This window comes from Burkholderia sp. JPY481 (assembly GCF_038900515.1).
Lineage (GTDB): Bacteria > Pseudomonadota > Gammaproteobacteria > Burkholderiales > Burkholderiaceae > Paraburkholderia > Paraburkholderia youngii.
On record NZ_JAYMRT010000009.1, the window covers coordinates 203,748 to 218,513 of the forward strand.

A 14,766-nucleotide genomic window follows, 5' to 3' on the forward strand; every position below is an offset into this window, starting at 1 on the left:
CCGCGCGTCGCGCTTCAATGGGCGCGCCAGTGCGCGCGAATCCGTTTGGCGAGCGCTTCAAGCGTGTCGGCGTCGGCGACCTCGCGCGCATGCAGCTTCAGCGGCTGGCCTTCCCAGCGCGGAATCACATGGAAATGCACATGCGGCACCGTCTGTCCCGCCGCCGCACCGTTGAACTGGCCGATGAACACGCCGTCAGGACGCAGTGCCGCGCGCACCGCAATCGCGAGCTTTTGCGCCATGCGCGCCGACGCGACGAGCGCCTCATCCGACAGATCGAAAATCTCCGCGACCGCTTCCTTCGGCACGACGAGCAGATGACCGTCGGCCTGCGGCATCAAGTCCATGAAAGCCAGCGCCTGGTCGTTTTCGGCCACCTTGATGCACGGTAGTTCGCCGCGCAAGATTTTGGCGAACGGGTTGCTGTCGTTGTAGTTCATCGCGTTTCCTTTCGTTTGGTCTGGTTTCGATTCATGGGTCGAGCGGCACGCTGCTGTTTCGCGCAGTTTCGCATCGCGGGCTTCCTATTTTCTACCCGAATGCTCACGGCACGCGTGCGGCGCGCCGGATTGCTTGAGGCGGCTGGCCGAACGCGCGCAAAAACGCGCGCCGCATCCGCTCGGGGTCGATGAAGCCAGTGTCGGCTGCGACCGTTTCGATCGAATGACGGCCGGTTTCGAGCATCGTGCGGGCTGCTTCGACGCGCAGCGCCTCGATTGCACGAGCCGGCGACTGGCGCGTCTCGTCGCGAAACGCGCGGCTGAACTGGCGCGGGCTCAGATGCGCGACCTCGGCGAGCTGCTCGACGCTCAGCGGCTCGCGCAAATGACTCTTCGCATACGACAGCGCGTTCTGGATCCGATCCGACTTCGGTTCGAGATCCAGCATCGCCGAGTACTGCGATTGCCCGCCGGTGCGGCGGTGATAGACGACGAGCTTTTTCGCGATCGCGCGCGACACCGAGGCGCCGAGGTCGTTCTCGACCAGCGCGAGGCACAGATCGATGCACGCGGTCATGCCGGCCGACGTCCACACCGAGCCGTCGACGATGAAGATGCGGTCCTCGTCGACCCGCGCGCGCGGAAAGCGCCGCTGCAGATCGCGGGCATGCGCCCAGTGTGTGGTCGCGTGGCGGCCGTCCAGGATGCCCGCTTCGGCAAGCACGAACGCGCCCGTGCAGATGCTCGCGGTGCGGCGAGAGGCGGCGAGGGCGTCGTTCAGAAACGCGAGCAGCCCCGGCGACGACGGCGCGATCTGCATCGCGCCGGTGACGATCACCGTGTCGTAGGCGGGATCGCCGAACGGCCGGGTCGCGACCTCGACCCCCGCCGAACTGCGCACCATGCCGCCGTGCTCGGAGATCACCGTGACGTCGTACGGGGGCTCGTCGGCGTCCTGATTGGCGAGTTCGAAAATCGATACCGCGATCATGTCGAGGATCTGGAAGCCCGGAAACACCACTACGCCGATGCGCTTCATTTTGCGATGTCCTGAAACGAGGGAAATACGACGTTTGAGACAAAACGGTACGCGCCTAAACTCAGCTCGTCAACACCGCCGCATCAGCGCGAAGGCCGCGAGAGGGCGAGTTCACGGATGTTCCCATTCACCAGTCAGGGCGGTCGCATCGTGCGCAGCCCGCAAGGAGAGTTTCAATGGCAACACAGGCAGAGAAGGGCGTACAACGCGATTCGAACGAAGGCAAGGGCACGGCGGTGATCACTGGCGCATCGTCGGGGATCGGTGCGGTCTATGCGGACCGGCTCGCACGACGCGGCTACGATCTGCTGCTGATTGCGCGCGACGGCGCGCGCCTCAGCAGCGTCGCCGAGCGGCTGACGAAGGAGACCGGCCGGCGCGTGAGCACCGTCAGCGCCGATCTGACCGACAAGGCCGACGTGCGCCGCATCGAGAATCAATTGCGCGCCGAGCGAGGCATCACGATGCTGGTCAACAACGCGGGCATCGGCGCGACCGCGACGCTGCTCGACTCCGACATCGATGAACTCGAGAAGATGATCGACCTGAACGTGACCTCGCTCACGCGCCTGACGGCGGCCGTGTTGCCGGGTTTCATCGCGCGTGGCGCGGGCACGGTGATCAATATCTCGTCGATCGTCGCGCTTTCGCCGGAATTGCTGAACGGCACCTATAGCGGCACCAAGGCGTACGTGCTGAATCTCACGCAGTCGCTGCATCACGAGGTGGGCGGCAAGGGCGTGCGGCTGCAGGCGGTGCTGCCGGGCGCGACGAGCACCGCGTTCTGGGATCGCGCAGGTCTCGCGGTCGAGAACCTGCCTGCGGAGATCGTAATGAGCGCCGAGGACATGGTCGACGCGGCGCTGGCCGGTCTCGACCAGGGCGAGCTGGTGACGATCCCGTCGTTGCCCGATGCCGCCGACTGGGAGCGTCTGAACAACGCGCGCTTGCATCTGCAGCCGAATCTGTCGCACAGCGCGCCGGCCGAGCGCTATACGCGCGCCGTGGCGGCGTGAAATAGAGGGTGGGGGAAGGGCGGCGCCCGACTCAGCCGCTCACCGCCACCTGATTCTTGCCGTCGTGTTTCGCGCGATGCAGGCCGACACCGGCGGCCTCGATCAGCGTCGTGACCGGCTCGGCCGCCGACGGCACCACCATCGCCGCGCCGATGCTGATCGTGACGACGCCCTCTGCCGAGCCCGCATGGGTGATCGCGAGATCTTCGACCGCAATGCGAATTTTTTCCGCGAGCAGGCGCAAGCCGCCCGCCGACGTGCCCGGCACGACCACCGCGAACTCCTCGCCGCCGAAGCGGGCGGCGAGATCCGGTGAATGGCCGAGGCACGCCTCGATCTTATGCGCGACGCTCTTCAGCGCTTCGTCGCCGGCGACGTGCCCGTAGGTGTCGTTATAGGCCTTGAAGTGATCGACATCGATGATCAGGAGGCCGAGGCCGGTCTTGTCGCGCGCGCCGCGGCGCCATTCGTCGGCCAGATGCTGGTCCAGGTAGCGGCGGTTCGACAGGCCGGTCAGACCGTCCGAATGCGTGCGCCGCTGCAATTCCAGCTTCGTCGCCAGCAGTTGCTGCTGTGACTGCCGCAGCGCGCGGTACGCCTCGTCGCGTTGCAGCAGGTTCAGATAAGAGCGCGAGTGATAGCGGATGCGCGCGATCAGCTCGATGCGATCCGGCAGCTTCACGAGGTAATCGTTCGAGCCGGCCGCGAACGCCGCGCTTTTGACGAGCGGCTCTTCCCTGGTCGACAGCGCGATGATCGGGATGTCGCGCGTGGCCGGGTTCAACCGATATTGCCGGACCAGCGTCAGACCGTCGGCGCCCGGCATCGCGAGATCTTGCAGGATCACCGTCGCGCGCTTGTCTTCGGCGCAGCGCACCGCGTCTTCCCATGACGCGCAGTAGTGAAAGTCGACGCCCGGTTCATCGGCGAGCGCCTCGCGCAGCCCGTCTGCGATGACCGCCTGGTCATCGACCAGCAGAACCATGATCGGGCACTCGGCCGCCGGCGGGTCGGCGAGGATGCGCGCGAACGAGTCGTCGATGGCGAGATTGGGCGGACCCTCCGCGACGAGCGCGTGTGCCTGCGTCTGTGCTTCGTCTGCGGGATGCAGCGTTGCGACGTTCTGGGGCAGTTTAGAGGTGTCCATGTAGTTCAGCCCGAATGAAGGTCAGGAAAGGCCGGTCAGGTTGCGCTGAGGCGGGGCGCTCCTTGAGCAGTGCCATTGGTCAGATAATAGTCGGCGCCCGCGACAAGACCAGCGCGGCAATCGTCCGCGCTGTCGCCGCGCGATCCCATGCGCAGGCGGAAGCATCCGACGTTATGCGCCTGTTACAGAGTTAATGTCCCGTTACCAACTGCAGCATCTATTTCCGCCCGCGCCAGCGACAATTCGTCCATGCCTGAACGGCGGGAGGTCAATATGAAAAAGATCGCAGTGGCGTTGGTAATGGCGGGTAGTTTGACGGTCGCGGGCCAGGCGTCCGCGCACGGACACGGCGGCGACGTGGTGGGTGCGCTGATCGGCGGCGCGGTGCTGGGTGCGGTGGTCAGTTCGGTGTTGACGCCGGCGCCGGTGGTCGCGTATCCGCAGCCGGTTTATGCCGAGCCCGCGTATCTGCCCGCGCCGGCCTACGTGGCACCGCCGCCCGGGTATTGCTATGACCAGTATCAGCGCGCCTATGTCGCGTGCGGCGCACCGCCGCCCGGACAGTACGGCTACGCACAGCCGCAACCCGAGCCGCAGTGGTGAACGCGGCATGGCTCTGATGCGCGGATGATCCAGCCTGGCAACGCGCAGACAAAAAGGCCGTCGCTCGATGCGACGGCCTTTTCCATTGAGGCACGCCTTAGTGCTTGTGATGTAGCCACTCCGCGTAATGCGTGTCGAGCCAGCGCTCGAGCTTGGGCGGTTTGGACGGGTCGCGGTGACGCGACATCATCCAGATGGCAAAGCCGACCACCAGCATGACGGCAGGCCCCATCAGATAGGCGAGCATTGATTCAGGCATCGAAACCTCCGTATCTGCTTGCATCCATCTCTCAGTGTAGGCGAAGGAAGCGGGGAAAGAACGATGATGTGAGACGGTCACGAGGAGCGGATAAAGGCGCATTTTCGCGCGCTTTAGAAACCTTATTTTTTAATGATTTTCCCTTGTTTGACCAGCTTTGGGACAAGGTCGAATCGGCCTGTGTACCATCCCGATTCCGCCATGGCAGCAAGCGTCAGATCACGCCAAAACCCATGACGATGCCGTCAAGCCGTGCCGTTCGCAGTCTGCCGTGCGATTTCCATCTGGCTATCGACAAAGTCCGCCCAACTCTGAAGCATGCGACTGTCCCGCGCTGCTTCATCGGTTGCTTCACGATTCGTGATGTCGCGTGCCGCGGCCGATTGCTGCTCCATGTCACGCAGATGCGTCGACGCGGTGCGACGAAAGTCGTGCAGCACGAAATGCTCCACCTCGAGCCCCAATGCCTTGACCGCCTGGTTCAGCGTGCTTTTCGCGATCGGCCGATCGTCGCCCCTGACGCTCGGGAACACGAACGTCTCGCTGGTGCGCGCGCGCTGCAGCTCGCGCAAAAGCGCAACCGCCTGACGCGGCAGACGTAGGATGCGGTCCTCGCGCGCGTTCAGGCGGGCAGCGGGGATCGTCCATAGCGCGTTGTCGAGATCGAACTCCGCCCATGTCGATTCGACGAGGTCCGATTTGCGCGCCATCGTCAGCACCAGCAGGTGCAGCGCTAGCTTCAGCGGGCGGCGGATATTCGACGTGTCGATGGTGCGCAGCATGACACCGATCTCGGCGCCGGACAGCACGCGGGTGCGGCTGTCGAAGGTCGCGATCGAGCGCGCCGGCGCCACTTCGGCGGGGTTGCGGGTCGCGAGCTGACGCGCGATCAGGTATGCATACAGGCGCTTCACGACGTTGCGCGTGTGCAGCGCCATTTTCGGCGCGCCGCGGCTTTTGATGCGCTCGCAGATCGCGACGATGTCGTCGGCGGTGACCGCGCCGATCGGCTTGTGGCCGAGCGCGGGAAGCACGTCCTTGTCGAGCGCGCGCCGCGTGGTACGGCGATATTCGTCGGACTTGCCGGCCAGCGCCGTCGAGACATAAAGCTCCGCCGCTTCGCGCAGCACGTCGGCCTTGCTCTCGGCACCTCGATCGCGCCGCGCGGTCGCCACCGGCGAGATGCCCTGCGCGACGAGTGCCGCGTACCTCTGGGCCTTCGCGCGCGCGACGCGCAGCGAAATCATCCGGTAGTCGCCGATCGTCGCGAGCGGCTGACGCTTGCCGTTCAACGTATAGCGGAAGCGCCAGACCTTGGTGCCGGTCGTCATGACTTCGATCACGAGACCGTTGCCGTCGGCGACGCAGTAGCGGGTCGCGCGCGGTTCGAGCGCGCGGATCTCGGATTCGGTGAGCGGAGTGGCGAGGCGGGGCATGCTTTCGGAACGCTGTACGTCGTTTAGGTTCGGACAGCCGAGATTTTAAGACTTTTGCCCCGGCTGTGTACCAAAAATTTGCCGGGTTTTTGGTCGACAGAGTGCGTTTTCGATTGCGTGGCAGCAGCGGCTTTTCGACCGCGGACGTTATATCAGAACGGAACAGCGCTGGCGAGCGTGTTAGGCGTTACTTGCCGATACAGAATCGGCTGAAAATCACTCCGAGCAGATCGTCCGAACTGAACTCACCCGTGATCGAATTCAACTGATCTTGCGCGAGCCGCAACTCCTCGGCGAACAGATCGAGCGCCTGCGCGTTCTGCTCCGCATGCGCGGCGGCGGTCGCCAGATGTTCGTCGGCCGCACGCAATGCAATCAGATGCCGCTCGCGCGCGAGATAGACGTTCTCCGCGCCCGCCTGCCAGCCGGCAATCCGCAGCAGTTCGTCGCGCAACAATGAGACGCCGTCCCCCTTCTTCGCCGACAGCCGCACCTCGCTGAGTTCGAGATCGGCGTCGAGCGCCTGCGTCGCGGGCGCGAGCCCGGTCAGGTCGGTCTTGTTCAGCACGCGCACGACCGGCACGCCGCGCGGAAAGCGTGCGGCGATCGTTTCGTCGTCGGTCGTCATGCCGGCGCGCGCGTCGAGCAGATGCAGCACCACGTCCGCGCGCTCGATCTCGCCCCACGTGCGCTCGATGCCGATCTTCTCGACCTCGTCCTCGGTGTCGCGCAGGCCGGCCGTATCGATCACGTGGAGCGGGATGCCTTCGATCTGGATCGTCTGCGCGACCTTGTCGCGGGTCGTGCCGGCGATCGGCGTGACGATCGCGAGTTCGGCACCAGCGAGCGCATTCAGCAGCGACGATTTGCCGACGTTCGGCTGCCCAGCCAGCACGACCGACAGACCCTCGCGCAACAACGCCCCTTGGCGCGCCTCACTCAGCACATGCGCGAGACGTTCGCGAATGCGCGCGAGCTTGCCGCGCGCGTCTGCGGCTTCGAGGAAGTCGATTTCCTCTTCCGGGAAGTCGAGCGTTGCTTCGACCAGCATCCGCAGCGTGATCACTTCTTCGACCAGCGCGTGGATATCGCGCGAGAACGCGCCGTCGAGCGAGCGGCCGGCCGAACGCGCGGCGGCCTCGGTGCTCGCCTCGATCAGATCGGCGACGGCTTCGGCCTGCGCGAGGTCGAGCTTGTCGTTCAGAAACGCGCGGCGCGTGAATTCGCCGGGCTCGGCGAGCCGCAGACCGAACGCGCGGCCGGCGTCGATGCAGCGCTGCAGGACCAATTGCAGCACGACCGGGCCGCCATGGCCCTGCAGTTCGAGCACGTGCTCGCCGGTGTACGAATGCGGCGCCGGAAAGTACAGCGCGATGCCGCGATCGAGCGGATTGCCGCTCGCGTCGAGAAACGGCACGTAGCTCGCGTGACGCGCCTCGAGCATCTGGCCGGTGAGCGCCTGCATCAATGGCTGGGCCGCCGCCGCGCCGGCGCGGCCGAACGAAATCCGCACGACGCCGATACCTCCCCGGCCGGATGCGGTAGCAATGGCAACGATGGGATCGGAGTCGGTCGTGAGCATGTGAAGTCGGCGAAACGGGAGGGGAAGGGCAGGGCCGCGTTGGTCGAGTCGGCGCGAGGCATTGTAACGCGCGCGCTACGGACGAAAGGGTGCATTCCTATCGTGTAAACATCTCGGATTTATCCCAAGTAAGCTAGGATTATTATCGCGCTACTTAAGAATAATTGAGACTTGGCAGCACCTGCAGTTCAGGCAAAGCCAAGCCAGGCAATAAAGAGATGAAAAAAATCGAATTCGCGCAACGCTTTATCTGGCGCACGCTGCAAGCTAAAACTGTCTCAAATAAGAGAAAACAAAGCTTGGTCGGTTGTCAACTGGTTGAACGCTGAATTGCACAATCTGGCCCATGCCGACCGACAAAGAAAAAGCCGCCTTCGCCAAGAGGCTGAAGGATCTGCTCGAGCCGCTGAAAATTCGCGGCGGGACCAAACTCGCCGAGCAGTTCAATCTTCGCTATCACGGCGAGCGTCCCGTGACACCTCAGACCGCGCACAAATGGCTGACGGGTACGACGATTCCGAAGCCGGACAAGTTGCGCACGCTCGCCGAATGGTTGAACGTCAACGAGCACTGGCTCCATTACGGACCGCCGCCCGGCGCCAGCGCACGACCGATGGCACGTGGCGAAAAATATCCGCCGACACCGGAAACGATCGAACTCGCTTCGAAGATCGCATCGTTGACCCCGAAGGATCGGAATCTGGTCGAGGAAATGATCGTGCGTTTTTACGGCGAAGATTCCGACGAGGAGTGAACGTCGAAACGTAGGCGCAGCCGCCGCCCGTCGCATTTTCTTCGACCGCACCATGAAAAAAGCCGCCCGGTTCGCACCGGGCGGCTTTTCGTTTTCGCTTTGCGTCACGGCGGCCATGCGGAGCGCCGTGGGACGGAACATCAGGCCGGCTTCGCCTTCGAGGTGCCCATCATCCGCGTGATGTAGTACTGCTGCGCGATCGACAGCACGTTGTTCACGACGTAGTACAGCACGAGACCCGCGGGGAAGAAGAAAAACATCACCGAGAACGCGATCGGCATGAACATCATCATCTTGGCCTGAACCGGGTCCGGCGGCGTCGGGTTCAACTTGGTCTGCAGGAACATCGATACGGCCATCAGCACCGGCAGGATGAAATACGGGTCCTGCTGCGACAGATCCTGAATCCACCAGATCCACGGCGCGCCGCGCATTTCCACCGACGACAGCAGCACCCAGTACAGCGAGATGAACACCGGAATCTGGATCACGACCGGCAGACAGCCGCCGAACGGATTGACCTTCTCGGTCTTGTACAGCTCCATCAGCGCCGCGTTCATCTTCTGCGGATCGCCCTTGAAGCGCTCGCGCAGCGCCTGCATGCGCGGCGTGATCGCCTTCATGCGCGCCATCGACTTGTAGCTTGCGGCCGACAGCGGGAAGAACACCGCCTTGATCAGCAGCGTGAGCAGCACGATCGACCAGCCCCAGTTGCCGACATAGCTGTGAATCTTCGACAGCAGCCAGAACAGTGGCTTCGCGATGATCGTGACCCAGCCATAGTCCTTCACCAGATCGAGGCCCGGCGCGATGCCCGCGAGCATCTGCTCTTCTTCCGGACCGGCGAACAGACGCGCGGACACGCTGACGGTCTGGCCCGGCTGGATGGTCGGCATCGCCTGCTTCATGCCGACGCGATACAGCGACGGATCGATTTTCTCGGCGTAGAAGTCACGCTTCACGCCTTCTTGCGGAATCCAGGCCGACGCGAAGTAGTGCTGGACCATCGCGACCCAGCCGTCGTTGGCCGACGCCGCGAAGTTCTGCTTGTTCTTGTCGAGATCGCTGAACGTCATCTTCTGGAAATGATGCTCGTCCGTGTAGACAGCCGGTCCGATGAACGTGTGCGAGAAGCGCGGCGTTTCGACTGGCTGGTCGTCGCGAACGAGCTCCATATAGACCTGCGGCGTCACCGGCGTGGTGCCGACGTTCTGAACCTTCGTCTCGACGCCGATCACGTAGCTGCCGCGCGTGAACGTATACGTCTTGATGACCCGGAGGCCGCCCTTTTCCGGCGACTCGAAGCTCATCTGGAACGAGTTCTGACCGTCAGCCAGGTGGGTAGGCTGATTCGGCATCAGCGTGAAGACGTCGTTGTGATTCGGGAAGTCACCGCCGAGCAGGCCGGTGCGCGCCAGATACGTGTGGCTGTTCGTCTTGTCGAACAGTGTGATCACGAGATCCGGCTGCTTGCCGTCGCCCTGCTTGATGAGCGACAGGCGCGACAATGTGCCGCCGCGGGTGTCGATTTCGCCGGTGTAGACGTCTGTGCCGAACTTCACGAGTTGCGATTGCTCGGCCGCCGGCGCGTTGCCGGGAGCGGCCGCGTTAGTGGCCGGCAGATCGGCCGGCTGGGTGCCCGGCGTCGTTGTGCCCGGCGCGGCAGTGCCGGCGGTCTGGGTCGGCGTCGTGCTCGGGAAGAACATCGACGGGCGTCCGTGGTCGCGTTGCCAGTTGTCGAACAGCATGACAGCTGACATAAAAAAGATGACCCATAGGACGGTGCGTTTGATATCCATGCGTTGTCTCAGTGTCGATGGAACGGCGCGTCAGCGCTTTTCAGAAGTGGGTGGCGGGACGAGATCGATGCCGCCCGCGGAAAACGGATGGCAGCGGCAAACACGCCTCACGGCGAGATAAGTCCCGCGCGCGGCGCCATGATACTGGATTACCTCGCGCGCGTAATCAGAGCAGGAAGGGTAAAAACGGCACCGGTTGCCGAGCATGGGGCTGACGGCAAGCTTGTAAAAACGCAATAAAGCGAGAAGTACCGTTTGCATGGCAGGTGCGGCCGTACGGCGCCGCGCAACGTGAAGTACCGGGCGACGCCCGCGCCCTGAAGCTGCCGGCGCAATGCCCGTTGCGGCGACCGCTGTGCGGGCGGTCACTGCGTCATTCCGTCCTGGGCGCCTCCGCGGGCGGCACCTGACGACGGGTAATTTCGCGCGCTGCCTTGTCGAGCAACGCCTCGATTTCGCTGCGGCACAGCGCCTTCAACGGCGGCGATGACGCGCTCGGCAAAGCTTTTTTGTCGAAACGCGTGTGCAGACGCAGCAGCACATCCCAACCGCCGAATTCCGCGCGACGCAGCCGGAAGGCTTCACGCGCGATCCGACGCACCAGATTCCGCGTAGCCGCGCGCGGCGCGTACTTCTTGCCGATGACGAGGCCAAGACGCGCCTCGTTGCCGGTGGGCCGCCCGTACACGACGAAGTGCGCGGTACGGCGCCACGGCCGCAAACGAAAAACGGATGAAAATTCATCCGTTTTTAGCAGCCTTGCGGCTTTGGGGAAGGCGGCTTGCGCTCGCAACGGAACCGAGCCCGGTTGCTGCGCCCCGGCCGCTCCCGCTTCGCCGCGGGCTTCGGTCACAGCGCGCAATCCGCTTGCCTTAGATCGCGAGGCGCTTGCGGCCCTTCGCGCGACGTGCGTTGATGACCTTGCGGCCGCCAGCGGTCTTCATGCGAACGCGAAAGCCGTGGGTGCGCTTGCGACGGGTAACGGAAGGTTGGTAAGTACGTTTCATGTTGCTCTCACTTGATCGAAAAAAACCGCGCGATCATCGCTGAAAGCGCAATGGCCGGTGGTTTACTGGAATTGGTTTTCGCGGAACCCGCTATTTAAACTGGTTTTCCGTTGGCCGTCAATAGTTTAGCCCGCATCTGGCGCAGCCGGGGTTTGCCGGGCGAGCTGATCGGTCCCTGTGGATAACTCACTTCCGGGTCCGTTTTGGCGTTAGAATCTCGCCTTACTTCCCAAAAATGTTGCACGTCGCTCCGGCACGCTCGTCCCGCAGACCCTTGTGGCACAGGCGCCTGGGGCCGTTACGCCTGGCTGCTTAGGGCCTTGTTGCGGGCGCGCGACAGGGGCAGCGGCGACCGCCGTGCACACCATAACGATAGCAACTTGATGAACGAATTCTGGCAACACTGTTCCGCATTGCTGGAGCGTGAGCTTACGCCCCAGCAGTACGTGACGTGGATCAAACCCTTGGCCCCGGTCGCCTTCGACGCCGATGCGAACACGTTGAGCATTGCCGCGCCGAACCGCTTCAAGCTCGACTGGGTCAAGAGCCAGTTCTCCGGCCGCATCGCGGATATGGCCCGCGATTTCTGGCACGCGCCGGTGGACGTGCAATTCGTACTGGATCCGAAGGCTGGTATGCGCGGCCCGGCGGCCGCAGCGCCGGCTCCGTCGTCTGCGCGCCCGGCTTCGACCGCGCCGCAAGGCGGTAATGCCGGCGGCGTCGCAGCCATGGATGCCGCTGTGGGCGCGGTGCAGGCAGCGCATGGCGCGCGCGCGAATCCCGCAGCCGCGGCAGCGGCGCTCGCCGCGCAAAACGCGAATCCGCGCAGCGCCGCCGAAGATGCCGCCGACCTCGATCTGCCGAGCCTTGACGCGAACGAGGCCGCCGCTGGGCGCCGCACGTGGCGTCCGGGCCAAGGCGCGGGTGCGGCGGCAACCAGCGAAAGCGACTCGATGTACGAGCGCTCGAAGCTGAACCCCGTCCTGACCTTCGACAACTTCGTGACCGGTAAGGCGAATCAGCTCGCCCGCGCCGCGGCGATTCAGGTCGCCGACAACCCCGGTATCTCGTATAACCCGCTGTTCCTGTACGGTGGCGTGGGCCTCGGCAAGACCCACTTGATCCACGCGATCGGCAACCAGTTGCTGATGGACAAACCCGGCGCGCGAATTCGCTATATCCACGCGGAACAGTACGTGTCCGATGTCGTGAAGGCGTACCAGCGCAAGGCGTTCGACGACTTCAAGCGCTACTACCACTCGCTCGACCTGCTGCTGATCGACGATATTCAGTTCTTTTCGGGTAAATCGCGCACACAAGAGGAATTCTTCTACGCGTTCGAGGCGCTGGTCGCAAACAAGGCGCAGGTGATCATCACGAGCGATACGTATCCGAAGGAAATCTCGGGTATCGACGATCGCCTGATCTCGCGCTTCGACTCCGGTCTGACGGTGGCGATCGAGCCGCCCGAACTCGAAATGCGCGTCGCGATTCTGATGCGCAAGGCGCAATCGGAGTTCGTGAGCCTGAACGAGGACGTGGCGTTCTTCGTCGCGAAGCATCTGCGCTCGAACGTGCGTGAGCTCGAGGGCGCGCTGCGCAAGATCCTCGCGTATTCGAAGTTCCACGGCCGCGAAATCACGATCGAACTGACCAAGGAAGCTCTGAAAGACCTGCTGACGGTGCAGAACCGGCAGATTTCGGTGGAAAACATCCAGAAGACGGTCGCCGACTTTTACAGCATCAAGGTCGCGGACATGTATTCGAAGAAGCGTCCGGCGAACATCGCGCGGCCGCGTCAGATCGCGATGTACCTGGCCAAGGAACTGACGCAGAAGAGCCTGCCCGAAATTGGCGAGCTGTTCGGCGGGCGCGACCACACGACGGTGCTGCACGCTGTGCGCAAGATCGCCGACGAGCGCAGCAAGGACGCGCAGTTGAACCACGAACTGCACGTGCTGGAACAGACGCTGAAGGGCTAAACGGGCCGGCCGCACGCGACAGTGAAAAGGGCGTGGGCGGCGGGAAGCGCTGTGTGCGCTGTGAGATAGAGAAATGGGCAGGGGACCAACAACCCGGCGGCGCAGCCGGGTCCTGACGCGAAATGGCAAGGGACGCGACAGCAAGCGAGCAGAAGCGGCGCAAAAACGTGGCGAACCCCCGATGAGTTTGCGGTGCAACCGGCCCGAAGTGGCGGAAAAACGCGCCCGCAAACCAGAAGCACCGGGCAGCGGCATGAAAAACCGTCGGCGATCCGGATCACGCCTTGCAAAATCGACCTGTTTATTCCCGAACTCGCCCCCATTTTAGTGAGGCGGTCCCGTTTTCAGGCACAATACAGGTTTAACCGCCCGGCGGCGACGGGCGGATTTCACGCCGTGTCGGGCGCTTTTCAGGGCGCCGGCGGGGAGCCGTGGCTGCACGCTGAAAAGCTTGTCCCGTAAGGCGTGCAGGCCGTTATATCAACGAAGGAACCCTATGCAACTGGTCAAGACCGAACGCGACAACCTCCTCAGGCCGCTGCAAACCGTGAGCGGCATCGTCGAACGCCGCCATACGTTGCCGATCCTCGCCAATTTGCTGATCACGAAGAACGGTCCTGACGTGTCGTTCCTGTCGACCGACCTCGAGTTGCAGATCACCACGCGCGCCGATTTCGGTGTGGGCGGCGAATCGGTCGCGACCACGGTGGCGGCGCGCAAGCTCCTCGACATTCTGCGCGCGATGCCCGACGGCCAGGTCACGCTGACGCTGAATGACAAGCGCCTGACAGTGCAGTCCGGCAAGAGCCGCTTTGCGCTGCAAACGCTCGCCGCGGACGAATTCCCGACCGTCGCTCAGGCTAAAGACTACGGCGCGAGCCTCGTGGTTCCGCAAAAGACGTTCCGCCAGCTGCTCGGCATGGTCCATTTCTCGATGGCCCAGCAGGACATCCGCTACTACCTGAACGGCATGCTGCTGGTGGTGGACGGCGATCAGCTGATGGCGGTCGCGACCGACGGCCACCGTCTCGCGTTCTCGTCGATGAAAATCGAGGGCTCGTTCGCGCGCCAGGAAGTGATTATTCCGCGCAAGACGATTCTCGAACTGCAGCGCCTGCTCGAAGACATCGACGACACGCTGAACATCGACATCGCGCAGACGCAGGTCAAGTTCACGTTCGGCCAGGTCGAACTCGTGTCGAAGCTCGTGGAAGGCAAGTTCCCCGACTTCCAGCGCGTAATTCCGAAGTCGCACAAGAACAAATTCCTGATCGGTCGTGAAGAACTGCAGCGCTCGCTGCAACGCGCGGCGATTCTGACGTCGGATAAGTTCAAGGGCGTGCGCTGCATCGTCGAGCCGGGCCAGTTGAAGATCATGTCGACCAACGCCGATCAGGAAGAGGCGCAGGAAGAACTGGAAATCGCATACGACGGCGACAGCGTCGATATCGGGTTCAACGTCACGTATCTGCTCGACGTGCTCGCGAACCTGAAGGTCGACATGTTGCAGGTGAGCCTGGGTGATGCCAGCTCCAGCGCGTTGATCACGATTCCCGAGAACGACGAATTCAAGTACGTGGTGATGCCGATGCGCATTTGACGCGTCCAACATCAAGAAGAACACCAAGGGGCGCAGCGCCCCTTTGGTGTTTTTATGGCGTTTTGAAAAGTCCAGAGCAGCAACCTCGCAGTAACGCAGAAC

15 protein-coding genes are annotated in these 14,766 nt (G+C 63.4%); 5 read left to right on the forward strand and 10 right to left on the reverse strand.

Annotated features, from left to right (window positions below; translation table 11 throughout):
- Positions 1-14 precede the first annotated feature (14 nt).
- Positions 15-440, reverse strand: a complete 426-nt coding sequence (locus VSR82_RS22265) for an HIT family protein (RefSeq protein WP_498858077.1) — start codon at positions 438-440, stop codon at positions 15-17.
- Positions 441-543: 103 nt separating this feature from the next.
- Positions 544-1,479 carry a GlxA family transcriptional regulator gene (locus tag VSR82_RS22270; RefSeq protein WP_429461507.1) on the reverse strand — a complete coding sequence of 312 codons (936 nt, stop codon included), beginning with the start codon at positions 1,477-1,479 and terminating at the stop codon, positions 544-546.
- Positions 1,480-1,655: 176 nt separating this feature from the next.
- Between VSR82_RS22270 and VSR82_RS22275 the strand changes: the two genes are divergently transcribed.
- Complete coding sequence (locus VSR82_RS22275; RefSeq protein WP_429461509.1) at positions 1,656-2,495, forward strand: SDR family NAD(P)-dependent oxidoreductase; 840 nt, start codon at positions 1,656-1,658, stop codon at positions 2,493-2,495.
- 31 nt (positions 2,496-2,526) lie between these two features.
- Here VSR82_RS22275 and VSR82_RS22280 read toward each other — a convergent pair whose 3' ends face one another.
- Positions 2,527-3,642, reverse strand: coding sequence for a diguanylate cyclase (locus VSR82_RS22280; RefSeq protein ID WP_498858078.1), 1,116 nt, complete (start codon positions 3,640-3,642; stop codon positions 2,527-2,529).
- Between the two features lie 273 nt (positions 3,643-3,915).
- Here VSR82_RS22280 and VSR82_RS22285 point away from each other — a divergent pair, with 273 nt between their 5' ends.
- Complete coding sequence (locus tag VSR82_RS22285; RefSeq protein WP_429461513.1) at positions 3,916-4,245, forward strand: ecotin precursor; 330 nt, start codon at positions 3,916-3,918, stop codon at positions 4,243-4,245.
- 97 nt (positions 4,246-4,342) lie between these two features.
- On the opposite strand, the gene VSR82_RS22290 is transcribed toward VSR82_RS22285, so the two are convergent.
- From VSR82_RS22290 to mnmE, 3 genes are all read right to left on the reverse strand, one after another.
- Positions 4,343-4,504: a hypothetical protein gene (locus VSR82_RS22290; RefSeq protein ID WP_176109870.1), complete on the reverse strand. Its 162-nt coding sequence runs from the start codon at positions 4,502-4,504 to the stop codon at positions 4,343-4,345.
- Positions 4,505-4,749: 245 nt separating this feature from the next.
- Complete coding sequence (locus tag VSR82_RS22295; protein WP_429461515.1) at positions 4,750-5,940, reverse strand: tyrosine-type recombinase/integrase; 1,191 nt, start codon at positions 5,938-5,940, stop codon at positions 4,750-4,752.
- A gap of 187 nt (positions 5,941-6,127) precedes the next feature.
- Complete coding sequence (gene mnmE, locus VSR82_RS22300; protein WP_429461517.1) at positions 6,128-7,522, reverse strand: tRNA uridine-5-carboxymethylaminomethyl(34) synthesis GTPase MnmE; 1,395 nt, start codon at positions 7,520-7,522, stop codon at positions 6,128-6,130.
- Positions 7,523-7,868: 346 nt separating this feature from the next.
- Here mnmE and VSR82_RS22305 point away from each other — a divergent pair, with 346 nt between their 5' ends.
- Positions 7,869-8,276 (forward strand): XRE family transcriptional regulator, encoded by a 408-nt coding sequence (locus VSR82_RS22305; RefSeq protein WP_368584819.1) that lies wholly within the window; start codon positions 7,869-7,871, stop codon positions 8,274-8,276.
- Positions 8,277-8,416: 140 nt separating this feature from the next.
- Here the strand turns inward: VSR82_RS22305 and yidC are convergent, their stop codons facing one another.
- The 4 genes from yidC to rpmH form a co-directional block, all read right to left on the reverse strand.
- Positions 8,417-10,075, reverse strand: coding sequence for a membrane protein insertase YidC (yidC, locus tag VSR82_RS22310; RefSeq protein WP_429461520.1), 1,659 nt, complete (start codon positions 10,073-10,075; stop codon positions 8,417-8,419).
- A 30-nt stretch (positions 10,076-10,105) separates the two neighbouring features.
- Complete coding sequence (yidD, locus tag VSR82_RS22315) at positions 10,106-10,336, reverse strand: membrane protein insertion efficiency factor YidD (RefSeq protein ID WP_498858079.1); 231 nt, start codon at positions 10,334-10,336, stop codon at positions 10,106-10,108.
- Positions 10,337-10,448: 112 nt separating this feature from the next.
- Positions 10,449-10,928, reverse strand: coding sequence for a ribonuclease P protein component (locus VSR82_RS22320; protein WP_410852358.1), 480 nt, complete (start codon positions 10,926-10,928; stop codon positions 10,449-10,451).
- Between the two features lie 19 nt (positions 10,929-10,947).
- Positions 10,948-11,082 (reverse strand): 50S ribosomal protein L34, encoded by a 135-nt coding sequence (gene rpmH / locus VSR82_RS22325; protein WP_004198824.1) that lies wholly within the window; start codon positions 11,080-11,082, stop codon positions 10,948-10,950.
- A gap of 383 nt (positions 11,083-11,465) precedes the next feature.
- Between rpmH and dnaA the strand changes: the two genes are divergently transcribed.
- Together dnaA and dnaN are read left to right on the forward strand one after the other, a co-directional pair.
- Positions 11,466-13,064, forward strand: a complete 1,599-nt coding sequence (gene dnaA, locus VSR82_RS22330; protein ID WP_368584817.1) for a chromosomal replication initiator protein DnaA — start codon at positions 11,466-11,468, stop codon at positions 13,062-13,064.
- A 496-nt stretch (positions 13,065-13,560) separates the two neighbouring features.
- Positions 13,561-14,664, forward strand: a complete 1,104-nt coding sequence (dnaN, locus tag VSR82_RS22335) for a DNA polymerase III subunit beta (RefSeq protein ID WP_410852357.1) — start codon at positions 13,561-13,563, stop codon at positions 14,662-14,664.
- Positions 14,665-14,766 lie beyond the last annotated feature (102 nt).